The organism is Pseudomonas sp. V88_4 (assembly GCF_029967985.1).
GTDB classification, from domain to species: Bacteria; Pseudomonadota; Gammaproteobacteria; order Pseudomonadales; family Pseudomonadaceae; genus Aquipseudomonas; species Aquipseudomonas glycinae.
The window spans coordinates 237,540-260,805 of the sequence record NZ_JASCAF010000044.1 but is presented as its reverse complement, the minus strand read 5'-3'; the positions used below and the strand labels follow the sequence as shown (position 1 = coordinate 260,805).

Genomic DNA, 23,266 nt, shown 5'->3' with positions numbered 1-23,266 from the left:
CACTCACCTCAGGCGAACTCGCAGGTCACGCTGGCTTCACCGTCGAGCGTCGCATGCACGCGCTTGAGGCTTTCACCGGTGGCCATGGCGTCGAGCAAACGGTCGGCCACCAGCGGCAGCACGTGCTGGTCGAGCAAGTGGTCGATCAGGCGCGCACCGCTTTCGCTTTGGGTGCAGCGCTCGGACAGGTGATCGACGAGGTTCTGGCACCAGGTGAAGTCCAGCTGGCGACGGTTCAGGCGCTCGCCCAAGCGACCGAGCTTGATCTCGATCAGCTCGCGCAGCACCGGGCCGCCGACCGGGTAGTACGGCACCACTTTCATCCGCGCCAGCAGCGCCGGTTTGAAGTGTTTGCTGAGCACCGGGCGAATGGTTTCTTCCAGCACTTCGGCAGTCGGACGCGCGCCGTCTTCGCAGAGGTCGCTGATCTTGTCGCTGCCCAGGTTCGAGGTCATCAGGATCAACGTATTACGGAAGTCGATCTCGCGCCCTTCGCCGTCGTTGGCCACGCCTTTGTCGAAGATTTGGTAGAACAGGTTGAGCACGTCCGGATCGGCCTTCTCGACTTCATCGAGCAGCACCACCGAATACGGCTTCTGGCGCACGGCTTCTGTGAGCATGCCGCCTTCGCCGTAACCGACGTAGCCTGGTGGTGCACCGATCAGGCGGGAAACGGTGTGCTTCTCCTGGAACTCGGACATGTTGATGGTGGTGATGAAACGGTCGCCGCCGTACAACAGGTCGGCGAGCGCCAGTGCGGTTTCGGTCTTGCCGACGCCGCTCGGGCCGACCAGCAGGAACACGCCGACCGGTGCGTCAGGCTTGTTCAGGCCGGCAGCGGTGGCGCGCATCGAGCGATCCAGGGCGTGCACGGCTTGTTCCTGACCACGGATGCGGGTGCGCAGGTCGGTGGCGAAGCTGGCGACCTTGGCGTTGTGCTCGCGGGCCAGTTGCGCCAGCGGCACGCCGGTCCAGGCGCTGATCACTTCAGCCACCAGACGCGGGCAGACTTCGAAGCTGACCAGACGCTCCTTGACCTGAGCGGCGGTCAGGGCGCTGTGGGTTTCGTTGAGTTGCGCTTCCAGCGCTTCGACGCTTTGGCCTTCTTCAACGTCAGCAGCAACGGTTTCGATCACCGTGCCTTCGGCGTCTTCCTCAACAGTCACTGTCGGCTCGACCGCAGCGGCCTCGCGGGCTTTGGCCAGTTGCTGACGCAGTTCCAGCAGGCGCTCGGCCAGTTGCTTCTGTTCGGTCCACAGGGTTTCCAGTGCGACCCTTTCGGCTTCGGCTTCGTCCAGACGCGCTTCCAGTGCCTCCAGCGCTTCGTGGTCGATCAGCAGACCGGCTTCGGCATCGCGGCGCAGGGCCTGACGCTGACGACCGCCTTCAGCCAGTTCGCCACGCAGGCGTTCCAGGCTTTCCGGGGCAGCAGCGAGGCTGATGCGCACGCGGGCGCACGCGGTGTCGAGCACATCGACGGCCTTGTCCGGCAGTTGCCGACCGGCCAGGTAACGAGCAGACAGCTCGGCTGCGGAAACCACCGCGTCATCGCGCAGGTAGATGCCGTGGCTCTTTTCGTAGACCTGAGCCAGGCCACGCAGGATGGTGACGGCTTCGCTCACGGTCGGTTCGTGCAGTTGAACCGGCTGGAAACGACGGGCCAGCGCCGGGTCTTTCTCGAAGTATTTCTTGTACTCGGCCCAGGTGGTCGCGGCGATGGTGCGCAGTTCGCCGCGAGCCAGTGCCGGTTTCAACAGGTTGGCCGCGTCGGAACCGCCGGCATTGCCGCCCGCGCCGATCAGGGTGTGGGCTTCGTCGATGAACAGGATGATCGGCTTCGGCGAGGCTTTGACCTCGTCGATCACGCCTTTCAGACGACGCTCGAATTCACCTTTGACGCTGGCACCGGCCTGCAACAGGCCCATGTCCAGCGACAGCAGCTCGACGCCCTTGAGCACTTGCGGCACTTCACCGGCAGCGATGCGCGATGCCAGGCCTTCAACGATGGCGGTTTTACCGACACCGGCCTCACCGACCACGATCGGGTTGTTCTTGCGGCGACGGGCGAGGATGTCGACCATCTGACGGATCGCGCCATCGCGGCACAGCACCGGGTCGAGTTTGCCGTCGCGGGCCTGTTGGGTCAGGTTATGGGTGAAGCGCTCGAGCAGCGATTCGCCCTGGGCGGCCGGTTTGCCGTTGGCCGCAGCTTGCGGCTGTTGCGACAGGGCAAATTCCTTCAGGCGATCAATGTTCAGTTTGGCCAGCAACGGCTGGTAGCGGCTGCCGGCGTAACGCATCGGGTTGCGCAGCAGCGCGAGGATCAGCGCCGCGTCTTCGACCGAGGTCTGGCCCAGTTCAAGGTTGGCCACCAGCAGCGCGTCTTGCAGCCACTGCACCAGCTCCGGCGCGAACACCGGGTTGCGCGAAGCGCTGTGCTCGACCCGCGATTGCAGGGCGGCGCTCAGTTCGCCGGCATCAACGTCGGCATCCTGCAGTGCGCGGGAGAGCAGACCGTTCGGGCGCTCCAGCAGGCCGAGCAGCAAGTCTTCGACCAGAATCTTGCTGCCGCCACGGGCCACGCAGCGCTCGGCCGAACGCTCCAGATCGCGACGGGTTTCGGCGTCCAGCGCCTGGATGAGTTGTTGCAGGTCTACGTTGATCATGGCTCACGTCCTTAATGAATTTTGCTGCCCAGGGTCACCACGCCGTCTGCTTTCTCGCAGCCCAGCCAACTGGTCCAACCCAGGCGACAGTCGTTCTTCTCGCCAATGCGCAGTTCGCGGATTTCTTCCGGGCGCAGCACCAGGCGAATGTCGTAATCGAGCGGGTCACGCAAGGTGAACCGCACCAGCGCGCAGAGCGGCTGGTAACCGAAACCGATCGGCAGGAATTCGTGGAATCGCTCCCAGTCGAGTTCGGTGATGTGAATGCGGAATTTGCCGCTGCGATCGCGCACGCGTTCGCCCAGCACCAGGTCTTCACCCAGCACACTGTTGGCGAAGCCGAGGCGGTTGCGCTGTTCTTCGAGGATTTCCACGCGGCGCTCGATGCACTGCTCGATGACCAGGTCTTCGTGCTTGAAGTAGTAACGCAGCACCGCTTCGATCAACGCCGCCGAGTGCGCCCGCAAGCTCAGCAGGCCGAGGTACGGCAGCAGGCGTTTCCAGTTCAGTTCCTTGGCCTTGCGAATCTCGTCGCCACCGAGGCCGATCAGGGCGAACAGCTGCGACGAAAACGGGTCGACCGCGCCGCTCTGGAAGCTCGCGCGATAGCGGTACTTGCGCCAGATCGGCAGCATCAGCCGTTGCAGGCGATGGTGGAACAAGTCGAGGAAGTTGCGCGTCGGGTTGCCGTCTTCGCTGTCGCCCAGGGCTTGCTCGCCGTAGAACGCCGGCAGCGGCGAACCGGAACCGACCAGACCGATCAGGTTGAACCGCAGGCGCGCGCGCATCTGCCCGTGCTCTTCAAAAAACTCCACGCGATCGACGTCGCTGCGCGGAAATCCGAGGCTCGGGTTGGCCTGGAATTCCAGCTGGTCGTACAAATCGTCTTCGCTCAGGTACGGGTGTGCATCGCGCAGCCGGTCTATCACCAGCAGCACGGCCTGAAACAGCGAGTACTCGCGTATTACCTTCGTCAGCCCGCTTAAAGCAGGGGCTGCAGGCCCATACGTGGTGTCCATTGGTACACCTCTCCCTGTGTGCTTTTTACCCGCAGCTCATGGAATGAATTGAGACTGGCGTAAAGCGCGAAAAACTCGTTGAGAACCGAAGCGAAGACGAACAGGTCGCCTTCGCCGATATACCCTTCCGGGTCGATGGTCAGTTCGGTGCGCAGACCGCGCACCGGCAAACCACGGTGCAAGCGGTCCACGTGGTGATGCTTGATGTGCTTGAGACCGCCGAGCAGGCGTTTGCTGACCTTCTCCGCGTGCTGGTCGTAGTAGCGCGGCAGGTCGTAGGTTTCGAGAATCACCTTCAGTGCATTGACGTCGGCCAGCGACAGATAGTTAAGCGACATGTTGCTGATCAGCTTCCACAGGAAGTCACGGTTCAGCGGCGGCGCGAAACTGGAAGTGGCCGGGGTGATGTTGCGGAAACTCAGGAACTCCGGGGTCTCTTCGCAGGCCATGCAGATCTGCCCGAGCTTGAGTTTGCGCGGCAGGTTTTGGTTGGTGCAGACCAGCTCGATCGACAGGGTTTCATGGGCTTCGGTGTGACGGATGCCGAAGCTCAGGTAGGTGTCGAGGCCGTCGTGCAGCAGCGACGAGCGCTGGCGGATGCTGTAATGCGGACGGCTGTTGGGCACGTCGAAGCTCGGGTCATGTTCGAAGGATTCGAACGGCACGTACTCCTGATAACCGAGGCCGCCGGGTTTCCAGCCAGTCACGGTCTCCACCGAGAACACGCCGCAGTTTTCCAGATCGTATTCGGCCGGCAGCAGCAGGTATTCATCCTGTTTGCCGTCGAGGCGGATCGGCAGTGCGTCGTGCTTGAACAGGTTGACGATCGGCGTGCAGAACAGCTTCACGTTATCCAGGGTCGGACGCATGCGCATGATGCCGCTCTTGCGGATGTCGAAGCGCAATTCCAGGCCGCGCATCTGCTTGAGCGTGTCTTCCGGCAGCGCCTTGAGAATGTCGAGGCCGTGGACATCGACGAACAGGAACTTGTCCTGGAAGGCGAAGTATTCCTGCAGATAGCGATAGCCGCGGAAGGTGTTCAGCGGATACGGGATCAGCGCTTCTTCTTCGGCAAAGCCCACCGGCTTCACCCGATCGCCCGGAATCTTGAACGCCATCGGCTTGCCGCTCACGCCATCGATCGGCTTGCCGGCGCCGTCGAGCGGGATCAGTTCGATGCCGTCGAGATTGCGCAGCAGGCTCAGGTAGAGCATCTGGCTGATGTAGCGCTCGCCGGCAAAGTGCAGGCGCAGTTTGCTCAGCTCCAGCTCGCCGAGGTGGCCATCGGCACTCATCTCCAGGCGCAGGCTGAGCAGCGAACCGTCGCCCTTCACCGAGTAGTTCAGCGCGGCCAGATCCAGCGCCATGACTTCGGTCGGGTAGCAGGTGCGAAAGCGGCAACGCACGTCTTCGATCGGCACGCTCTCGATCGGCGTATCACGCTCGACCTTCAGCGCCGGCCCCGAACGCTTGAGCGGGTCGAACTGCAGAATGCTGAACGCCGGCAGCGGGCGCATGTAGTTCGGCCACAACAACTGCATCAGGGAATGGCTGAGCTCCGGCAACTCGTCATCGAGCTTCTGACGCAGCCGCCCGGTCAGAAACGCAAAGCCTTCCAGCAACCGCTCCACATCCGGATCCCGCCCGGCCTGCCCCAGGAACGGCGCCAACGCCGGACTACGCTCGGCGAAACGGCGACCCAGCTGGCGCAGTGCGGTGAGTTCGCTTTGGTAGTAGTGGTTAAAGGACACGGGTTACCTGCCTGGTAGTGGAACTCATGGAATAACTGTCCTGTGGATTACGCTCGATACCTGACCTGATCATTGGATGGCACTCTCAGGCTGGTTCGGCTGGATGCGTCCAGCGATGTTTCTTGATACCCAGCGCAACTCGATGACTTGAGAAGCGAGGATTGCCAGCAAGGTGACGCAACCTTGAGCCACGCCATAAAACAAGGCTCTCAATGGGTTGTCGGGGAGCATCCAAAGCAGGATGAAGCCCACCATAAGGCTCAGAATCACCAGTTTGGCAACGAGGCTTGGAATCAGCGCAGCAATAAAATTGACACCGAGAAAAATGTAAAACATCGCGTAGCTGGCAATACCGATGGCGACCCCACGCGTGGTGAACCCGCCGTTCAGATGCTTGTAGGCATGTACTACTGCATTATTCAAAAACACGTAGGCCACACATCCGAAGGCATGGACAAACAGGCACATGGCGATACGGTAGTAGTTGCTCATGCTGGTCTCAGATTTCCGTACCACGATCCAAGGCCATGGATAGCTACAACAGCAGCCAAAACCGAGAGCGTTAGTGCGCGGTGAAGGCGTGAATTTCGAGCCGCCCGATGTGAGGCAGTCAGGAGCAATACAAAGCTCAACAAGGCCAGGCAGCCAAACAGATCACTGTCAGCAACACTGGCCAGATACCCCTGCAAACTCATTGCGTGCATGAATAACGCTCTCCAACTTTCTCAGGTAGCGAGGCCGCCTTTAAATCAGGCATCAACGACACTCTGAAACTATCCAACTTTCCCAGCCTTCAGAGCCTGGATAAACAATCATCTCTCCGCGAAACTCGGGTGCAATGCCGGGACTTCCCTCGTCCCGCCAGAGATACCATTCTGATGTTTTTAGTAGATCGTTATTCTTTGTATAAACGCGATAAAAATACGGACTGCTGAAGTACTTAAATGCACGACCGGCCACTGCACCCAAAAAATTGTAATTCGGTGAATACGTTGCGATATAACAACTGCCGGAGTCATTCCAATCAATGAAAAGAGGCTCCGCGGCCTTTGAGCTAATCACCTTCAGGCCCAAAAGAACCAAAATCGGCACAAGCACGCACAACGAAAAAGGTAAAAAGCTCTTTCTAAGGGACGCTTTCATGGCATTGCCTTTGACATCGGTAATGACATCGGGGACAGTCCCCATTCTCACCAGCGGTACTCCACAAGTGTTCTGCAGGTACACGTCATTGCGGTAAACCTGTTGGACAGTACAGGCAGCCAATGAGAGGCCCGCCCAGCTCGACATGCAGATCATTCCTGGCAGTTTCATGGGCAGATCGAAGCCTCACGGATCGTCCACTCGCGCTGGGTTCCTTCAGTGACTTTCTCGACAACTGCCAGGCGCTGTTTCAACTGAGTAGCGTCAATGGATTTACTGCCCGCAGCGTCGTTGATGGTCAGCTGATAGTTGCTCGGGATCTGTTCGATCACGTCTTCACCGTAAGAGGCAAAGCTCGCCACGAGCGCACGAGCGCCTGTTGCAACGGTCAGGTTGCGATCCAGTGAGTGCATGTTCGAGCTGTTGGAAACCTTCATCTCGAGTGGCTGGCCACAACGGTTTTCCATGTACACATGGTTGTTGTAGACCTGCTGCGCTGCGCAGCCGTACAGGGAGACAAACAGCAGAATGAAACCGGCGAACCTAGTCATCGAATTCAACCCTGGCCAGCCAGAGCAGGCTTTTCACGTCTTGTTCAGAAGCGGCCATGCGCTTCTGCAGGCTGGCGGCCGAATGGGTGTAGCTGCTGAAGTAATGCATGACATCCACCTCCCCCGTGCTCGGTGTCGGGTGGTTTGCCTTGGGGTTTTGCATCAACGTTGACGTTTCTTTGTGCGTCCACGAGTAATTCGGGATCAGTCCGCCACCGTATTCGTTGAGAATCAGATGCCCGAACTCATGGGCCGAGGTCTCTTTGAACTCTTCCTGTGCATAGTTGGCAGCATCCGCAGCCGCAAGGCCTTGACGCTTGACGAGTTGGTCAAAGGCATAGCCGGCGTTGTGGTAAACCTTCCGGGCAATTGCCAGGCTGGTCGAACGACCGAAGTCCGCTGACAACGAGTCAATCAAGGGGAAGTTCCCGGCCTTGGGCTCGACGTTGACCTCGGCCTTGACCGTGACTTTGTAGACCCCTTTGCTGGTGGTGATCCCTTCGGCAATACCACCGCCGCGCGAACCATTGCGTGACCAATACAATTCGATGCCTTCTTTGGCCCAACCCAGCAAAGTGCTGAACGGCGTAGGCACCAGGCCGGGCGTAGAACCACTGCTGCCACCATCCGAGAAGCTCGGGCGCAGCGTCACTTCTACGGTCTTGGCATTGCGATCAATACGCGCATCGACCCACTTCACCTCTTCAGCCGAACAAGTGAGCTTCACTTCGGTGACTTGCTGCTTGCCCGCTCCGGTCGCGGTCAGACGAACTTTGAGGTTCGGGCTTTTCAGAATTTTGGTGTCGAGGATGCCGGCAGTGTCGTACCCATCCCATTGCCACGGGTGCTTGCCAGGGGGCAACAACGGGGCGGTATTGGCTTCGGTGTAGACCGGCTTTTCGCCGTCCAGCACTTCCAGCTTCACACTGTCTGCCGCATCCATCCGGTTCTCGACGACGAAGTCGACCAGTTCGCGGTTTTTCGATGTTCCGGACTTCAGTTCATCGAAGTCCGGTATTTCCAACGGAGTCAAAACCGAGTTGCCACCCGACTTCAGACCCAGTCGGTATTCCAGAGCAGCGGCGACCGCAACGGCAGCAAGCCCCGAAAACGGTGCAGGCGTATGCGAATTCCCGATGATTACCGTCCCGGAGCCCGCAGTGACCTTGTTGCCATGGGCCCCGACTGAACCTACGGTGGCAGCTGGCTTGCCATTGATCAGAACCGTGGTCGCAAGGTCGCCGACCAACGCACCACCGCACGCCGAGGCATCGCCCTGGCGAGCGGCCGGGAGGCCGTCGAAGAACACGTCGCCGGAACCGGCGGCAATCGGGTTGGTGCCGTGGCCGGGGAGCGGGCAAGCGGTGGGGTCGGATACGCGTGCTGCAGGTTTGCCAGACATCGGGGTTCTCCTTAGGTGACCTTCACTTGACCGCTGCCATCCAGGCGCGCGGCGAAACTGACCTGACGCTTGAAACCCTCGACTTCCAGCAGGCCTTCGATGCTGAAGGCCAGGCGAAGCTGATCGTGGTCACGCGGCAGGGAAATGACACGCACGTTGCTCAGGCGCGGTTCGTAGGCTTCGATGAAGCTTTCGATGGCCAGGCGGGCCTGACTCAGGGAGTCGTGCAGGCTCAGGCGCATGTCATTGAGATCGGGCAACCCGTAGTCGGACAGCGTTTGCACGCTGCCGGCCCGGGTGCTGAGCATTTTGGCCAGATGGGCAGCCACCGACGCCATGGCCGAAGCCTCGAGGCTCTTGCCCTTGCGCTGTTCCGCGTCGCCGTTGAGGCGCTCGAAAAGGCTGCCGTATCCGTCCATGAGTCGCTCTTACTCTTTGTCCAGCTTGCCAACCAGCGACAGGGTGAAATCGGCACCCATGTACTTGAAGTGCGGACGCACGTTCAGGCTGACGCGGTACCAGCCCGGCTCGCCTTCAACGTCGCTGACGATCACTTGCGCAGCGCGCAGCGGACGACGGCCACGCACTTCGGCGCTCGGGTTTTCCTGGTCGGCCACGTACTGGCGGATCCACTTGTTCAGTTCCAGCTCGAGGTCGGTACGTTCTTTCCACGAACCGAGTTGCTCGCGCTGCAGCACTTTCAGGTAGTGAGCCAGGCGGTTGACGATCATCATGTACGGCAGTTGGGTACCGAGCTTGTAGTTCAGCTCTGCAGCCTTGCCTTCTGCGCTGATGCCGAAGAACTTCGGCTTCTGCACCGAGCTTGCGGAGAAGAACGCCGCGTTGTCGGAGCCTTTGCGCATGGTCAGGGAGATGAAGCCTTCCTCGGCCAGTTCGTATTCACGACGGTCGGAAACCAGAACTTCCGTAGGAATCTTGGTTTCGATTTCGCCCATGCTTTCGAAGTGGTGCAGAGGCAGGTCTTCAACCGCGCCGCCGCTCTGTGGGCCGATGATGTTCGGGCACCAGCGGAATTTAGCGAAGCTGTCGGTCAGCTTGGTGCCGAACGCGTAAGCGGTGTTGCCCCACAGGTAGTGCTCGTGGCTGTTGGCAACGTTTTCCTTGTACACGAACGATTTGACCGGGTTCTCTTCCGGGTCGTACGGGTTACGCAGCAGGAAACGCGGCACGGTCAGGCCAACGTAGCGGGAGTCTTCCGAAGTACGGAAGCTCTGCCATTTGGCGAATTGCGGGCCTTCGAAGTGATCTTTCAGATCCTTCAGGTCCGGCAGACCGGTAAAGCTTTCCAGACCGAAGAATTTCGGGCCGGCGGCGGCGATGAACGGTGCGTGGGACATGCAGGCTACGCTGGACACGTACTGCATCAGCTTCACGTCCGGCGAGCTTGGGGACATGTAGTAGTTGGCAATGATCGCGCCAACCGGCTGACCACCGAACTGGCCGTATTCAGCGGTGTAGATGTGCTTGTACAGGCCCGACTGCATGACTTCCGGCGAGTCTTCGAAATCGTCCAGCAGGTCTTCTTTGGAGACGTTGAGGATTTCGATCTTGATGTTTTCGCGGAAGTTGGTGCGGTCGACCAGCAGTTGCAGGCCACGCCACGACGATTCCAGGGCCTGGAAGTCCGGGTGGTGCAGGATTTCGTCCATCTGACGGCTGAGCTTGGCATCGATCTCGGCGATCATGCGGTCAACCATGGCTTTCTTGACCGGTTCACCGTTGTTCTGCGGCTTGAGCAGCTCTTCGATGAACGCCGACACACCGCGCTTGGCGATGTCGTAGGCTTCGTCGTCCGGCGTCAGGCGGGTTTCGGCGATGATGCTGTCGAGAATGCTGTACTCGCCGTTTTCTGCGGCGTTCTGTTGTGCTGCGCTAGTGCTCATTGTGTTGGCTTCCTTGGCTGCTGGAGTCTCAAGCGTCCGGGGCTGCGGCGTTCAGGCCCAGCTCACCGAGTACGCGACCGCGGGATTCATCGTCGGCGAGCACGCCTTCGATGGCTTTACGGAACGCAGGCGCGTTACCCAGCGGGCCTTTGAGGGCCACCAGCGCGTCGCGCAGTTCCATCAGTTTTTTCAGCTCAGGCACTTGCTCGACCAGGCTGGCCGGGTTGAAGTCCTTCATGGAGTTGACGCGCAGTTGCACAGCCAGCTCGTCGGCCTCGCCATCTTCCTGCAGACGGTTCGGCACGCTCAGCGTCAGACCCAGCTCTTGCTTGGCCAGCACTTCGTCGAAGGTCATCTTGTCGATGCTGATCGGCTTGCGATCCTCGATCTTGCGATCGTCCTTGCGGTGGGTGTAGTCACCGATTGCCAGCAGCTTCAGCGGCAGTTCAATCTCTTCCTGAGCACCGCCGGTGGCGGGTTTGAAGGTGACGTTGATGCGTTCCTTGGGGGCTACCGAGCCTTCTTTGGCCATGGCTTTTCTCCTTGCGGTTGTGGCCCTGGGGCCTATTCGAGTACCACTTCGAGGTCGAGGTGGCACAGCCTGCGATAAATCTCTTCCTTGCGTTCACGTACGGCATGGTTCTGCGGTAACAACTCGCAGCAACTGTGCAGCAGGTGCAGCACTTCCAATGCAAGATCGGGCTCCCAGGCGTGCAGGCCTGAGTCCTGTAATGTCTGATCGAGGGTTTCGAGCTGGTTCTTGGCCAATTCGTATTTCTTGGCCAGGAAACACAGCCGCGCGAGGGCGAACTGCCAGAAGAAGCGTTCGCGCCCGCCGTGCGCCGATTGCAGCCCCTGCTTGAGGATCTGCACTGCGGGCTTGAGGCCTTCCTTGCGCAGGATCGGCTGGACTTCTTCGAGGGCCTTTTCCCAGGCCGGCTGGGTTTCGGCGTTTTCGGTTTCGACCTTGCGCGGCGCGCTGGCGCTTTGCAGGTGCGGCATGACGTTGGCGGCGATCCACGCCCGGGTGGACGGATCGGCGAACGGCGCGCCGTCATGGAAACGCAGCTCGATGATGCCGGGCAGGCGCTGAATCAAAAGCGCGAAGTGGATTTCCACTTCGCGCATGGCCAGCTCGGCGTTGAGGTTCTGGAGACATTCCCAGACCATCCTCTGGCCATCGAACCAGAACGGCGCCTTCGCCAGGCTCGCCTCCAGTTCCACCAGCAGGTCGGCATATTTGCCCTGATCGAAGCGGTCCTGATACTGCTTGAGCTTGTCGACCGGCAACCCGCGCAGCACGGTGATCTGCTCGGCGTTGCGCTCGGGCACCGCGTCGATCGTCATCCACAGCAAGGTGCGGTTGAGGCGCAGCGCGCGCAGGTCGGTGGCTTTCTGCTTGAGCCACCAGGCGCACAGTGGGCGGGCGCTTTCCTGCTGGGCGCGCAGGGCCTTATGGGCTTCTTTTTCGTTGTCGATCGGCGCACCGGGTGCCAGCAACTGAGTCGCCGCCTGCTTGACCTGGGCCACCGCCGCGCCCACCACGCCGGGAGCCGGCTGATTATCGGCGGCGCGCTGGATCATGGTTTTCAGGCGGCGGGAGAGCGGCAGCAGCAGCGGCGCATCATCGCCCAAATGCTCGGTGCAGACGGCGTCGAGACCGGACAGATGCTCGGACAGTTGCCGGAACATCGGCAGCTGTTCCTTGATCGCGATGTTCTCGGTGATCACCTGCTCAAGACGCGGCACCAGCCAGCCGATGGCGGCGGCCCGGGTGCGGGGTTTGAGCGGGTGAATCTCGGCCCAGTTGTTTTCCGACAAATGGTGCAGAAAACCGAGGCCGGCCAGCAGGCCGGGGAAGGATTCACGCTGGTACAGCGACCAGGTCAGCCAGGCGCCGACACGCAAGTCCTTGGATTGGGTACGCAGGAGGTTTTCGCTGTTTTCGCGAATTTTCAGCCAGTCGATCTGCCCGCTTTCGTGCATCGACGAGGCTTTGGCCAGCTCGCTTTCCAAGGCCTCGAATTCGCTCGAGAAGCGAACGTCTTCGCCCGCAAAATTCTCTTTGGAAACAGAGACTTTAGCGAGTTCGAGGTAATGGGCGGAAAGTTTGCTTGAGTAGGACATCCATGGCCTTTATAAGGATTACGGTCGTGCGCCTATTGGACTTGCAGCGGCGCGGGACAGTATCGAAGAGCAGTCGGAAGACTCATCCAATTGAGTGTTTGCTCTTTCAAGTGCGCGCATCGTAATCACAATGATGGCCACTAGCAAGCATCTGATTAAACAACAAGACGAACTGTTCATTGGGCTCTGTAGGAGATCGCCCTATATGTGACAGGGGATTCCCTGATGTCCCTTTATATTTCACTTTTAAGCCTATCCCTTCCGAAAGCATTGGGCCAGAGCGGCCGGCGCGCGGCGTCGAGAGCATTTGCACGCTCGTTCCACAAGTAAGCGGAGAAAGCATGACAAACCCCGAAAAAATTTGAAGTAGGACGCTTCCGAAAATACACCACCATTTATTAACAAATGACTGGCGACAACAGACAACATTAAAAGTGCCATCAATTTGATGGCATTTAAATGTTTAATAGTCCTGGATCCTTGCCTGCATAAGACTATTACGCAGGATTCCAATCACCCGCCGTCAGTTTCTCACAGCCATTTCCCACAATTTCCACGTTGTTTTACAACCCGGAAAGCTCCGACTCAAACAAGCGATCCTTCTTACATAAATCTGTTTAACGCCTTGTTAGCGTGCCGGCCAATGTTCGCGTGCGCTGACCAGGGAGGGTTTCGACATCACGCCGTCTTCCCCTCTCTGCTTAAGGACAAGCGCATGTCTGGAGCTGTCAGTTCTGCGCGCTTTACGCTGCAGATTCCCGCTGTTCGCAACGACTTCAAGGTGCTGGCCTTCGAAGGCACCGAGACCATCAGCACCCTTTATGCCATCCACGTCGAACTGGTCAGTGAAGACCCCGACTTCTATATGGAAGGCCTGCTCGGTCAGCCTGCCTTCCTGCAGTTCACTCGGCCCGTCAAAAAACACACGGGGTTCGTCTTCGGATTGCTGTTGGTGCTTTGCACTCAAAGTCATGCACAACCGATCACCAAACGGCCTTGGTATCTCGGCTTCGGAGCACCCGCCTATATGGAGGTCTGGATTGAAACGGCCGACGTGGTGGATATCCGTGAGCGTGTGTTCAAACGCGCCGGAGCCGGGATTGCCTCGGTGAACACACCCGCCGACAACAAGGGCAAGCCCGCAGGCTGGCCTGACAGCCCCGGTAGTGGCGGCGGACGTGACGTCACTGGTGCCGATCTTCCCCGCTTGATCTATGTGCGATGGCAATCACTGGCTGAGCCTCAAACCTATGAGGCCTACATTGTGATTCCCGAATCTGCGCGGGAAATCATGCACAAACCGGAAAAGGCGTACTGCAGACTGGATGGCAAATGGATCACGGATTACCGCGATCGCGTAACTATTGGATTGGCGCCCGGCGGCATTGCCAAGGTTTGGCAGCGTGGGCCTTGTCTCAAGCCTGTCGAGATTGCTCGGGTTGAAGGGAGCATCGTCAAGCAGGGGCCGTATCAAGGGAAAAATGGAGGACGCTACGCGCTACCTCTTTCACCGGAGTCCAAAACCTACATCGAAAAATACGGCATCCCCTTCGGGAGCTGGTAAGGCATCACAAACACCCTCCAGTCACTTGTCATGTGCAATCGCTGCACAAAGGATTCCGTAATCAATATAGGGAGCGTTAAAAGCATCATGAGCGGTAGACACAATAAACAATCAATATCGGGATTTGGATGCGCTCTGGTTGTCATGCTGACGCTCACAACCAGCACCTCTGTTCGAGCGGAAGGCTGCGTCGGTATTGGATGCCTGGTGAACGGTGGTCCCCTGGAGTTCTCAATGCTGACGGGTATCGGCTTGCTTTTCACAGTGGCGGGACCGTTCATTTCAACTTCGGAAGCCAGTGCAAACAAATCCTCGAAACATTACACCCAAGCCCTGATAGATGATGCAGCTACACATCTGGCGACGGAGGGCGAATACGAAAGTCCCATACTTGAGTCCGAGTGGCGTAAATACCTGAAATCCTATGGACACCAGCCAAGCAAGAACGAGTTCGCCAGAATGGTGCTGGCCACCTACGGGTAACCGGCTAGACGAATCCCATAACGATCCACCAAGACCAGCTCGGCTCGCCATCAGCCAAAAAAATGGGCATCCGACCGCAATCGGTATGCCCATTTTTCATGCAGCGTGCCCGGCTGACCGGGCATTCGCCGCGATTACGGATTGACGCTGTCTTTCAACGATTTGCCTGGCTTGAACGCAACGGTGTTGCTGGCCTTGATCTTCACCGGTTCACCGGTTTGCGGGTTTTTGCCGGTGCGGGCACCGCGGTGGCGTTGCAGGAAGGTGCCGAAGCCCACCAGCGTGACGCTGTCCTTGCGGTGCAGGGCGCCGGTGATTTCTTCGAGAACGGCGTTGAGAACGCGGTTGGCCTGCTCTTTGGTCAGATCCGCTTTTTCAGCGATTGCAGCGGCGAGTTCTGGTTTACGCATTAGTGAAGCCCCTTTGACGGTTTTTTGTTGTTATGTCCGTGCTGTTCTCGTTGGAACAGCGCCCAAGGCGCCGCAGGCTCTACTCTGCGGCAGACGGGAGTGAGGATGGCACGCGGTTAAGGGCGGCGCCAGTCTCCCCGCGACGTTTGTGGGGGCAAAAGCGGGGTGATTCCGACAGAACGACCGGTATTTACGCCAGCAAGGCCGGAAGCTGTTTGTTCAGTGCGAGTTTTTCCATCACCGCCGCGCCGGTCAGGGCGTAACCGAGCAATTGCCCTTCTGCGTCGTGGCACAGCACCTTGACGTCGGCGCCCAGCCCTTCGACCGTCCAGACGCCCTCGCGGCCCCGTGGCGGCGGAGAAACCACCAGCGGGCAGACCGGGGTTTTCACGGTGATCGGCATCGGTCCGTAGTTCACCACGGTCGGGTTGCCGGCCAGGGTTTGTGCCAGCGCTCGCGCACAACTCATGAGGGGCATGACGTACAGAAGATTCAGCCCGTCGACCTCGGCGCAGTCGCCCAGGGCGTAAATGTTGGCATGAGAGGTTTGCAGGTGACGGTCGACCACCACGCCGCGATTGGTCTGGATGCCGGCAGCCGCCGCCAGATCGATCCGCGGGCGCAGGCCGATGGCCGAGACCACCACATCGCACGGGACAACCTGGCCATCGGACAGGTGCGCTTCCAGCCCATCCGCGACTTTTTGCAGGCGGGTCAGCACCGGGCCGAGATGAAAACGTGCGCCGAGGCTTTCCAGCCCGGCCTGCACCGCAGCCGCCGCCGCGGGATGCAGCAGGGTCGGCATCACCTGTTCGCACGGTGCAACCAGTTGCACCTCGTAGCCACCGAGAATCAGGTCATTGGCGAACTCGCAGCCGATCAGTCCGGCGCCGAGCAGCAACACCCGACGCTTACCGGCCGCAGCGGCGCGAAAGCGCGCATAGTCTTCGAGATCGTTGATCGGGAACACCAGGTCCGCGCCATCGCCTTCGATCGGCACGCGCACGGTTTCGGCGCCCCAGGCCAGGATCAAGTCGCGATAGCTCACCGCTTCCTCGCCGATCCACAAACGCTTGTGCCCGGGATCGATGCCGCTGATGCGGGTGTGGGTGCGGATTTCGGCCTTCAATTGCTCGGCCATGGCGCCCGGCTCGGCCATGCTCAGGCCATCGGCGTCCTTGTTCTTGCCGAAGCCGGTGGACAGCATCGGCTTGGAGTAGGAGCGACCGTCATCGGCGGTAATCAGCAGCAGCGGGGTTTCGCCATCGAGTTTGCGAAACTCGCGGGCCAGGTTGTAACCCGCAAGCCCGGTGCCAACGATTACGACAGGTGCGCTCATGCCCTACTCCTCAGTGTTTTCTCAGTTGATTTCGATCATTTCGAAGTCCATCTTGCCGACGCCGCAGTCCGGGCACAGCCAGTCTTCCGGCACGTCCTGCCACAGGGTGCCCGGCGCAATGCCGTCATCCGGCCAGCCGTCGGCTTCGTTGTAGATCAGGCCGCAGACCACACATTGCCACTTTTTCATTCAGGTACTTCCTCAGGGTTCAGGCTTTAGCCGGCGCGGACGGTCGATGGTGCAGCGTTGCCGTCCGGCTCAGGGCGTTTTGTACTGATCGTGCCGGGCAGATGCAAGCCTGTTCGGCGCAGCGGCGTCCCGGATCAATCAAACTCTCGGTTCAGCATGGTAAGCTCGCCGCCTCATTTGCTGCCAATACTGACTCATTGTGCAACTCAAAAATGCCCCGCTGTGGTGCCCGCAAAGCCACCTGACACCCCTCCCCGACACATCCACGCTCGACTGGCTGTTCGACGAAGGCTCCCTGACCCGCCGCCTGACCCGTCTGTCCGATGACGGCTTCAGCATCACACCGCTGTTCGAAGGCTGGCAGACCCTGCGCGACGACGAATGCGCCGCGCTGGACCTGGCCGAAGGCAGCGAGGGATGGGTGCGCGAGGTGTATCTGCGCGGGCATGGCCAGGCCTGGGTGTTCGCCCGCAGCGTGGCGTCACGCAGTGCCTTGCAGGGTGACGGCCTGCACATGGATGAACTGGGCAGCCGCTCGCTGGGCGAACTGCTGTTCTGCGATCACGCCTTCCAGCGGCGCGCCATCGAAGTCTGTCATTACCCGGAACACTGGCTGCCTGAAGGTTCCCGGGCTGCCGGCCTGTGGGGTCGGCGTTCGCGTTTCGACCGTGGTGCCTTGAGCGTACTGGTGGCGGAGATTTTCCTGCCTGCGCTGTGGGAAGCCGTCCGCGCCCGTCCGGAGAACTGCTGATGTACCAAAGCCTGCTCAAATCCCTGAATCGCTTGAACCCGCGCGCCTGGGACTTCATCCAGCTGACGCGGATGGACAAGCCGATCGGCATTTACCTGCTGCTGTGGCCGACCCTCTGGGCCCTGTGGATTGCCGGCAAAGGCTCGCCATCGCTGGCCAACATCGTGATTTTCGTCCTCGGCGTGGTGCTGACCCGTGCCGGCGGCTGCGTGATCAACGACTGGGCCGACCGCAAGGTCGACGGCCACGTCAAACGCACTGCGCAGCGGCCTCTCGCTGCCGGCAAGATCAGCTCGAAAGAGGCGCTGGTGTTCTTTGCGCTGCTGATGGGCGTGAGTTTCCTGCTGGTGCTGTGCACCAACGCCGCAACCATCTGGCTGTCGCTGGGCGGTCTGGCGCTGGCGTTCACCTATCCGTTCATGAAGCGCTACACCTACTACCCGCAAGTGGTGCTGGGGGCGGCGTTCTCCTGGGGGATGCCGATGGCGTTCACCGCCGAAACCGGTGAGTTGCCGGCGACCGCCTGGTTGCTGTGGATCGCCAATTTGCTGTGGACGGTGGGCTACGACACTTATTACGCCATGACCGACCGCGACGATGACCTGAAGATCGGCGTGAAGTCCACGGCGATCCTGTTCGGCGACGCGGACCGGGTGATCATCCTGACCTTGCAGGCTCTGTCACTGGGCTGCCTGGTGCTGGCGGGGTCGAAATTCGAGCTGGGGATGTGGTTCCACCTCGGCCTGCTGGTGGCGGCCGGGTGCTACGTCTGGGAGTTCTGGTACACCCGCGACCGGGACCGGATGCGTTGCTTCAAGGCGTTCCTGCACAACCACTGGGCCGGGCTGGCGATTTTCGTCGGGATCGTGCTGGATTATGCGTTGCGTTGATCCACAGAACCTGTGGGAGCGAGTTTGCTCGCTCCCACAGGGCATTTGCGTTTATTTGTGCTCGCGCATCACGTGCCACACGTCCTTCATGCCATCGCCCTTCATTTCTCCGGGCTTCTCATCCTTCATGAACGTATACAGCGGTTTGCCGTCGTAGGCGTATTGCATCATGCCGTCATCGCGTTTGATGACCGTCCATTTGCCTTCGGCCTTGGCGCCTGCGGGAGCCATCAGCGGCGGCCAGTTCTTGGCGCAGTCGCCGTTGCACATCGACTTGCCGCCACTGTCCTTGTCGAACGTGTAAAGCGTCATGCCCTTGTGGTCGACCATCATTCCGTCTTTCATCATGGCCGGCTCGGCCGCCATCGCCAGTCCGGGCAGAGTCAGGGCGGCAGCCATCAGCAAAGCCTTAAAGGAAGCAGTCATTTGAGTCATGGAAACCTTCTCTTGTGGTTGTCAGGATTCGGACTTAGAGCTTAGTTCAGGATTCGCACAATCGCCGCCGGACTAAAATACTGTCACACGACTGCAATAATTCCGTTATCTAATGCGGCGCAAGACAGTTAAATGACAAGAGGATTAAGGCATGGTTGGCAGGAGCATTCTGATCGTCGACGACGAAGCGCCCATTCGCGAAATGATCGCCGTTGCGTTGGAAATGGCCGGCTATGACTGCCTCGAGGCAGAGAACTCGCAGCAGGCCCACGCCATCATCGTCGACCGCAAGCCGGACCTGATCCTGCTCGACTGGATGCTGCCCGGCACCTCCGGCATCGAGTTGGCCCGCCGCCTCAAGCGTGACGAACTGACCGGGGACATCCCGATCATCATGCTCACCGCCAAGGGCGAAGAAGACAACAAGATCCAGGGCCTGGAAGTCGGCGCCGACGACTACATCACCAAACCGTTTTCCCCACGCGAACTGGTAGCACGCCTCAAGGCTGTGCTGCGTCGCGCCGGCCCGACCGATGGCGAAGCGCCGATCGAAGTCGGCGGCCTGCTGCTCGACCCGATCAGCCATCGCGTGACCATCGACGGCAAACCGGCCGAGATGGGCCCGACCGAATACCGTCTGCTGCAATTCTTCATGACCCACCAGGAGCGCGCCTACACCCGTGGCCAGTTGCTGGACCAGGTCTGGGGCGGCAACGTCTATGTTGAAGAGCGCACCGTCGACGTGCACATCCGGCGCCTGCGCAAGGCGCTCGGCGACGCCTACGAAAATCTGGTACAAACCGTGCGCGGCACCGGCTACCGGTTCTCCACCAAAGCTTGAAAACAGCCGCAAGCTGCGAGCTACGAGCGGCAAGCAACAGCGAGCCGCCCTGACTTATAGCTTGCGGCTTGAAACTTGAAGCTGCGTTAAGGACGCTCCGTGAATCAAAACTGGCATGGCACCCTGATTCGCCACATGCTGTTGCTGGTCACCGGCTGCCTGGTGATCGGTCTGATCACCGGCTACTACGGCTGGAGCCTGGCGGCGGGCCTGGGCCTGTACCTGGCCTGGACGCTCAAGCAACTGCTGCGCCTGCACGAATGGCTGCGCCTGCACCAACCCGATGAAGCACCGCCCGACGGTTACGGCCTGTGGGGCGAGGTGTTCGACAGCATCTACCACCTGCAACGCCGCGACCAACGGGTACGCGGGCGCCTGCAAGCGGTGATCGACCGCGTCCAGGAGTCCACCGCTGCGCTGAAAGACGCGGTGATCATGCTCGACAGCGACGGCAACCTGGAATGGTGGAACCGCGCCGCCGAAACCCTGCTCGGCCTCAAGACCCCGCAGGACAGCGGTCAACCGGTGACCAACCTGGTCCGCCATCCGCGCTTCAAGGAATACTTCGAGCAGGAAAGCTACGCCGAGCCGCTGGAAATCCCCTCGCCCACCAACGATCGCGTACGCATTCAGCTGTACCTCACGCGCTACGGCAATAACGAACACTTGATGCTGGTGCGCGACGTCACGCGCATCCATCAGCTTGAACAGATGCGCAAAGACTTCATCGCCAACGTCTCCCATGAGCTGCGCACCCCGCTGACGGTAATCTGCGGCTACCTGGAAACCCTGCTCGACAACGTCGAGGAAGTGAACCCGCGCTGGAGCCGCGCCCTGCAGCAGATGCAGCAACAGGGCGGGCGCATGCAGACCCTGCTCAACGACTTGCTGTTGCTGGCCAAGCTGGAAGCCACCGATTACCCGTCGGACAATCAGCCGGTGCACATCGACACCCTGTTGCAGTCGATCAAGAGCGACGCCCAGCAGCTGTCGGGATCGAAGAATCAGAAAATCACCCTGGAAGCCGACACCAGCATTCTGCTCAAGGGCAGCGAGGCGGAACTGCGCAGTGCGTTTTCCAACCTGGTGTTCAACGCCGTCAAATACACCCCGGCCGAAGGCAATATCCGCATCCGCTGGTGGGGCGACGATCAGGGCGCGCACCTGAGCGTGCAGGACTCCGGGATCGGCATCGACAGCAAACACCTGCCGCGCCTGACCGAACGCTTCTACCGCGTCGACTCCAGCCGCAACTCCAACACCGGCGGCACGGGTCTGGGCCTGGCCATCGTCAAACACGTGCTGCTGCGCCATCGTGCACGGATGGAGATCAGCAGCGTGCCCGGTCATGGCAGCACGTTCACCTGCCATTTCGCCCCGGCCCAAGTCGCTCAGGCACGGGTCATCAGCGCCGCTGAGTAATGCCGGACTAGGCAATCGCCAGGTCAGCCGCTACATTGGCTGACTTGCGCCTGCCTTTCAGGTGCGGATTTTTCTTTCTTTCGAATCACACGGAACCCGCAAAACTCCATCATGGACCCTTCCCCTGGCTTGTCCCTCGCAACAATATTCGCCGATTTCGGCATGATTCTTTTCGCTCTGATCCTGGTTCTGCTCAACGGCTTCTTCGTTGCGGCGGAGTTCGCCATGGTCAAACTGCGCTCGACCCGGGTCGAAGCCATCGCTGAACAGCACGGCTGGCGCGGGCACATCCTGCGCACCGTACACAGTCAGCTCGATGCTTACCTCTCGGCGTGCCAGCTCGGTATCACCCTCGCCTCCCTCGGCCTGGGCTGGGTCGGCGAGCCGGCGTTCGCGCACATTCTCGAACCGCTGCTGAGCGCGGTCGGCGTGCAGTCGGCCGAAGTCGTCAAAGGCATTTCGTTCTTCACCGCGTTCTTCATCATTTCCTACCTGCACATCGTGGTCGGCGAACTCGCACCCAAATCCTGGGCGATCCGCAAACCCGAACTGCTGTCGCTGTGGACGGCAGTGCCGCTGTACCTGTTCTACTGGGCCATGTACCCGGCGATCTACCTGCTCAATGCCAGCGCCAACACCATCCTGCGCATTGCGGGTCAAGGTGAACCCGGCCCGCATCACGAGCACCATTACAGCCGCGAAGAACTGAAACTGATCCTGCACTCCAGCCGTGGCCAGGACCCGAGCGACCAGGGTATGCGCGTGCTGGCCTCGGCGGTGGAAATGGGCGAGCTGGAAGTGGTCGACTGGGCCAACTCCCGGGAAGACCTGATCACCCTTGAGTTCAACGCCCCGCTGAAAGAAATCCTGGCGATGTTCCGTCGCCACAAGTTCAGCCGTTATCCGGTGTACGACAGCGAGCGCAAGGAGTTCGTCGGCCTGCTGCACATCAAGGACCTGCTGCTGGAACTGGCAGCGCTGGACCACATTCCCGAGTCGTTCAACCTCGCCGAACTGACCCGCCCGCTGGAACGTGTGTCGCGGCACATGCCGTTGTCGCAGCTGCTGGAGCAGTTCCGCAAGGGCGGCTCGCACTTCGCCGTGGTCGAAGAAGCCGACGGCAACATCATCGGCTACCTGACCATGGAAGACGTGCTGGAAGTGCTGGTCGGCGATATCCAGGACGAACACCGCAAGGCCGAACGCGGGATCCTCGCCTACCAGCCGGGCAAGTTGCTGGTGCGGGGCGATACGCCGCTGTTCAAGGTCGAGCGCCTGCTGGGGATCGACCTGGACCACATCGAAGCCGAAACCCTCGCCGGGCTGATCTACGAAACCCTGAAACGGGTGCCGGAAGAGGAAGAAGTGCTGGAAGTCGAAGGCCTGCGGATCATCATCAAGAAGATGAAAGGTCCGAAGATCATTCTGGCCAAGGTGCTGATGCTCGACTGACGGGGGGTTACTGCTTGCCCAACGCAAAGTTGGGCAACGCCCCCAGCGGCCGGTTGAACTGATACGGAATCGACACCAGCCCCATCCCGGTATTGCGCTGCACCACGAAGTGCAGGTGCGGGCCGCTGCTGTTGCCGGTATTGCCGGACAGCGCCAGCGGACTGCCCACCGCCACCCGCTGCCCCTCGCGGACACTCACCGATCCTTGCTTGAGATGCAGGTACACACCCATCGTGCCGTCGTCGTGCAGTATCCGCACGAAGTTGCCGGAGGGATCGGTGCCGCGCCCGTTCTGGGCATTCTCGGTCTTCACCACCACCCCGGCCCGCGCCGCAATGATCGGCGTGCCGACCGGCATGGCGATGTCCATCGCGTACTTGTTCTTCGGCCCGAAGTGGCTGTAGTCGCCGTTGGCGCCCTGGCTGAGGCGGAACGGCCCGCCACGCCACGGAAACGGATAGCGATAGCCCTGAGCCGCGCCGGCCGGGTCACCGAGGGAATAATGGAACTGCGGCGTGTACACCAGCGGCTTGCCACCGGACACCGCCGTCAGCAGCGCCAGCCGCGTATTGCTGCGCGCCGGCAGCACCCGGCGGATCGTTTGCGCCGGTGCGCCGCGAACGTTGCTCATCCCGGTAAACGCCAGGGCAATCTCGACCGGCGCATACAGATCATTGCGCACGAATACCAGGTCCGCGCCCTTCTGCTTCTTGATGTCGAGATAGACCTGGCGCTCGAGGCGCTCGACCATCCGGTCCTGAAACACGAACACCTGGGAGCCTTTGCTCGGACGGTCGCTGTACGAAACCACTCCGTTGGCATCGGTGGATTTGTAGATCGTCATGGCCACAGTCGAGGTGGAGGCCATGAACAGACCACAGAAAAACAGCAGGCGCAGGGGCATGGGCAAAAATTCTGTCGAGTAAG

Annotated in this window: 22 protein-coding genes and 1 pseudogene; 7 read left to right on the top strand and 16 right to left on the bottom strand. The window is 60.3% G+C overall.

The features are described from left to right. Positions 1-8 precede the first annotated feature (8 nt). From tssH to tssA, 11 genes and pseudogenes are all read right to left on the bottom strand, one after another. A complete protein-coding gene (gene tssH, locus QLG12_RS22380; RefSeq protein ID WP_282475242.1) occupies positions 9-2,666 on the bottom strand; it encodes a type VI secretion system ATPase TssH in 2,658 nt (885 codons plus the stop codon). An 11-nt stretch (positions 2,667-2,677) separates the two neighbouring features. After that, positions 2,678-3,685 carry a type VI secretion system baseplate subunit TssG gene (tssG, locus tag QLG12_RS22375; RefSeq protein ID WP_039765146.1) on the bottom strand — a complete coding sequence of 336 codons (1,008 nt, stop codon included), beginning with the start codon at positions 3,683-3,685 and terminating at the stop codon, positions 2,678-2,680. After that, a complete protein-coding gene (gene tssF / locus QLG12_RS22370; RefSeq protein WP_011336593.1) occupies positions 3,649-5,436 on the bottom strand; it encodes a type VI secretion system baseplate subunit TssF in 1,788 nt (595 codons plus the stop codon). Before tssF ends, tssG begins: the two co-directional genes overlap by 37 nt. A 69-nt stretch (positions 5,437-5,505) precedes the next feature. Beyond that, a complete protein-coding gene (locus QLG12_RS22365; protein WP_085606169.1) occupies positions 5,506-5,928 on the bottom strand; it encodes a hypothetical protein in 423 nt (140 codons plus the stop codon). A 264-nt stretch (positions 5,929-6,192) separates the two neighbouring features. Continuing rightward, a complete protein-coding gene (locus QLG12_RS22360; protein ID WP_197868900.1) occupies positions 6,193-6,726 on the bottom strand; it encodes a hypothetical protein in 534 nt (177 codons plus the stop codon). A 20-nt stretch (positions 6,727-6,746) separates the two neighbouring features. Then, complete coding sequence (locus tag QLG12_RS22355; protein ID WP_085731352.1) at positions 6,747-7,130, bottom strand: hypothetical protein; 384 nt, start codon at positions 7,128-7,130, stop codon at positions 6,747-6,749. A gap of 1,120 nt (positions 7,131-8,250) precedes the next feature. Beyond that, a pseudogene (locus QLG12_RS22350) lies at positions 8,251-8,532 on the bottom strand (PAAR domain-containing protein); the annotation flags it as partial. A gap of 11 nt (positions 8,533-8,543) precedes the next feature. Continuing rightward, positions 8,544-8,951, bottom strand: a complete 408-nt coding sequence (gene tssE / locus QLG12_RS22345; RefSeq protein WP_085685965.1) for a type VI secretion system baseplate subunit TssE — start codon at positions 8,949-8,951, stop codon at positions 8,544-8,546. Positions 8,952-8,960: 9 nt separating this feature from the next. Then, complete coding sequence (gene tssC / locus QLG12_RS22340; RefSeq protein WP_011336600.1) at positions 8,961-10,436, bottom strand: type VI secretion system contractile sheath large subunit; 1,476 nt, start codon at positions 10,434-10,436, stop codon at positions 8,961-8,963. A 28-nt stretch (positions 10,437-10,464) separates the two neighbouring features. After that, positions 10,465-10,968 (bottom strand): type VI secretion system contractile sheath small subunit, encoded by a 504-nt coding sequence (tssB, locus tag QLG12_RS22335; protein ID WP_003229587.1) that lies wholly within the window; start codon positions 10,966-10,968, stop codon positions 10,465-10,467. 32 nt (positions 10,969-11,000) lie between these two features. Beyond that, entirely contained in the window at positions 11,001-12,563 is a 1,563-nt protein-coding gene (gene tssA, locus QLG12_RS22330) for a type VI secretion system protein TssA (RefSeq protein ID WP_064379799.1), read from the bottom strand. Positions 12,564-13,428: 865 nt separating this feature from the next. Here tssA and QLG12_RS22325 point away from each other — a divergent pair. Together QLG12_RS22325 and QLG12_RS22320 are read left to right on the top strand one after the other, a co-directional pair. Further along, positions 13,429-14,127, top strand: coding sequence for a DUF2931 family protein (locus QLG12_RS22325; protein ID WP_282475310.1), 699 nt, complete (start codon positions 13,429-13,431; stop codon positions 14,125-14,127). A 234-nt stretch (positions 14,128-14,361) separates the two neighbouring features. Then, positions 14,362-14,610, top strand: coding sequence for a hypothetical protein (locus QLG12_RS22320; RefSeq protein ID WP_232253745.1), 249 nt, complete (start codon positions 14,362-14,364; stop codon positions 14,608-14,610). Between the two features lie 134 nt (positions 14,611-14,744). Here QLG12_RS22320 and QLG12_RS22315 read toward each other — a convergent pair whose 3' ends face one another. The 3 genes from QLG12_RS22315 to QLG12_RS22305 all read right to left on the bottom strand — a co-directional run bounded on the left by QLG12_RS22315 (position 14,745) and on the right by QLG12_RS22305 (position 16,548). After that, positions 14,745-15,020 carry an HU family DNA-binding protein gene (locus tag QLG12_RS22315; protein ID WP_003213368.1) on the bottom strand — a complete coding sequence of 92 codons (276 nt, stop codon included), beginning with the start codon at positions 15,018-15,020 and terminating at the stop codon, positions 14,745-14,747. Positions 15,021-15,210: 190 nt separating this feature from the next. Then, positions 15,211-16,359: an FAD-dependent oxidoreductase gene (locus QLG12_RS22310; protein ID WP_197868903.1), complete on the bottom strand. Its 1,149-nt coding sequence runs from the start codon at positions 16,357-16,359 to the stop codon at positions 15,211-15,213. 21 nt (positions 16,360-16,380) lie between these two features. Next, positions 16,381-16,548, bottom strand: coding sequence for a rubredoxin (locus tag QLG12_RS22305; RefSeq protein WP_007954349.1), 168 nt, complete (start codon positions 16,546-16,548; stop codon positions 16,381-16,383). Positions 16,549-16,747: 199 nt separating this feature from the next. Here QLG12_RS22305 and QLG12_RS22300 point away from each other — a divergent pair, with 199 nt between their 5' ends. Continuing rightward, complete coding sequence (locus QLG12_RS22300; RefSeq protein WP_282475241.1) at positions 16,748-17,299, top strand: chorismate lyase; 552 nt, start codon at positions 16,748-16,750, stop codon at positions 17,297-17,299. After that, entirely contained in the window at positions 17,299-18,189 is an 891-nt protein-coding gene (gene ubiA, locus QLG12_RS22295) for a 4-hydroxybenzoate octaprenyltransferase (RefSeq protein ID WP_282475240.1), read from the top strand. Before QLG12_RS22300 ends, ubiA begins: the two co-directional genes overlap by 1 nt. 51 nt (positions 18,190-18,240) lie before the next feature. Here the strand turns inward: ubiA and QLG12_RS22290 are convergent, their stop codons facing one another. Next, positions 18,241-18,624: a hypothetical protein gene (locus QLG12_RS22290; protein ID WP_197868906.1), complete on the bottom strand. Its 384-nt coding sequence runs from the start codon at positions 18,622-18,624 to the stop codon at positions 18,241-18,243. A gap of 151 nt (positions 18,625-18,775) precedes the next feature. Here QLG12_RS22290 and phoB point away from each other — a divergent pair, with 151 nt between their 5' ends. From phoB to QLG12_RS22275, 3 genes are all read left to right on the top strand, one after another. Then, positions 18,776-19,465 carry a phosphate regulon transcriptional regulator PhoB gene (phoB, locus tag QLG12_RS22285; RefSeq protein ID WP_007896474.1) on the top strand — a complete coding sequence of 230 codons (690 nt, stop codon included), beginning with the start codon at positions 18,776-18,778 and terminating at the stop codon, positions 19,463-19,465. A gap of 135 nt (positions 19,466-19,600) precedes the next feature. Further along, positions 19,601-20,887: a phosphate regulon sensor histidine kinase PhoR gene (phoR, locus tag QLG12_RS22280; RefSeq protein ID WP_232253752.1), complete on the top strand. Its 1,287-nt coding sequence runs from the start codon at positions 19,601-19,603 to the stop codon at positions 20,885-20,887. 111 nt (positions 20,888-20,998) lie between these two features. Beyond that, positions 20,999-22,339 carry a hemolysin family protein gene (locus QLG12_RS22275; protein WP_007954342.1) on the top strand — a complete coding sequence of 447 codons (1,341 nt, stop codon included), beginning with the start codon at positions 20,999-21,001 and terminating at the stop codon, positions 22,337-22,339. A 7-nt stretch (positions 22,340-22,346) separates the two neighbouring features. Here the strand turns inward: QLG12_RS22275 and QLG12_RS22270 are convergent, their stop codons facing one another. Continuing rightward, complete coding sequence (locus QLG12_RS22270) at positions 22,347-23,243, bottom strand: M23 family metallopeptidase (protein ID WP_282475239.1); 897 nt, start codon at positions 23,241-23,243, stop codon at positions 22,347-22,349. Positions 23,244-23,266: the final 23 nt, after the last annotated feature.

What these genes read in the sequence shown, in the direction of transcription:
- tssH (WP_282475242.1), bottom strand. Translation starts at nt 2,666, where the DNA reads ATGATCAACGTAGACCTGCAACAACTCATCCAGGCGCTGGACGCCGAA.
- tssG (WP_039765146.1), bottom strand. Translation starts at nt 3,685, where the DNA reads ATGGACACCACGTATGGGCCTGCAGCCCCTGCTTTAAGCGGGCTGACG.
- QLG12_RS22365 (WP_085606169.1), bottom strand. Translation starts at nt 5,928, where the DNA reads ATGAGCAACTACTACCGTATCGCCATGTGCCTGTTTGTCCATGCCTTC.
- QLG12_RS22360 (WP_197868900.1), bottom strand. Translation starts at nt 6,726, where the DNA reads ATGTCGAGCTGGGCGGGCCTCTCATTGGCTGCCTGTACTGTCCAACAG.
- QLG12_RS22355 (WP_085731352.1), bottom strand. Translation starts at nt 7,130, where the DNA reads ATGACTAGGTTCGCCGGTTTCATTCTGCTGTTTGTCTCCCTGTACGGC.
- tssE (WP_085685965.1), bottom strand. Translation starts at nt 8,951, where the DNA reads ATGGACGGATACGGCAGCCTTTTCGAGCGCCTCAACGGCGACGCGGAA.
- tssC (WP_011336600.1), bottom strand. Translation starts at nt 10,436, where the DNA reads ATGAGCACTAGCGCAGCACAACAGAACGCCGCAGAAAACGGCGAGTAC.
- tssB (WP_003229587.1), bottom strand. Translation starts at nt 10,968, where the DNA reads ATGGCCAAAGAAGGCTCGGTAGCCCCCAAGGAACGCATCAACGTCACC.
- tssA (WP_064379799.1), bottom strand. Translation starts at nt 12,563, where the DNA reads ATGTCCTACTCAAGCAAACTTTCCGCCCATTACCTCGAACTCGCTAAA.
- QLG12_RS22325 (WP_282475310.1), top strand. Translation starts at nt 13,429, where the DNA reads ATGGAAGGCCTGCTCGGTCAGCCTGCCTTCCTGCAGTTCACTCGGCCC.
- QLG12_RS22320 (WP_232253745.1), top strand. Translation starts at nt 14,362, where the DNA reads ATGCTGACGGGTATCGGCTTGCTTTTCACAGTGGCGGGACCGTTCATT.
- QLG12_RS22315 (WP_003213368.1), bottom strand. Translation starts at nt 15,020, where the DNA reads ATGCGTAAACCAGAACTCGCCGCTGCAATCGCTGAAAAAGCGGATCTG.
- QLG12_RS22310 (WP_197868903.1), bottom strand. Translation starts at nt 16,359, where the DNA reads ATGAGCGCACCTGTCGTAATCGTTGGCACCGGGCTTGCGGGTTACAAC.
- QLG12_RS22305 (WP_007954349.1), bottom strand. Translation starts at nt 16,548, where the DNA reads ATGAAAAAGTGGCAATGTGTGGTCTGCGGCCTGATCTACAACGAAGCC.
- ubiA (WP_282475240.1), top strand. Translation starts at nt 17,299, where the DNA reads ATGTACCAAAGCCTGCTCAAATCCCTGAATCGCTTGAACCCGCGCGCC.
- QLG12_RS22290 (WP_197868906.1), bottom strand. Translation starts at nt 18,624, where the DNA reads ATGACTCAAATGACTGCTTCCTTTAAGGCTTTGCTGATGGCTGCCGCC.
- phoB (WP_007896474.1), top strand. Translation starts at nt 18,776, where the DNA reads ATGGTTGGCAGGAGCATTCTGATCGTCGACGACGAAGCGCCCATTCGC.
- phoR (WP_232253752.1), top strand. Translation starts at nt 19,601, where the DNA reads ATGCTGTTGCTGGTCACCGGCTGCCTGGTGATCGGTCTGATCACCGGC.
- QLG12_RS22275 (WP_007954342.1), top strand. Translation starts at nt 20,999, where the DNA reads ATGGACCCTTCCCCTGGCTTGTCCCTCGCAACAATATTCGCCGATTTC.
- QLG12_RS22270 (WP_282475239.1), bottom strand. Translation starts at nt 23,243, where the DNA reads ATGCCCCTGCGCCTGCTGTTTTTCTGTGGTCTGTTCATGGCCTCCACC.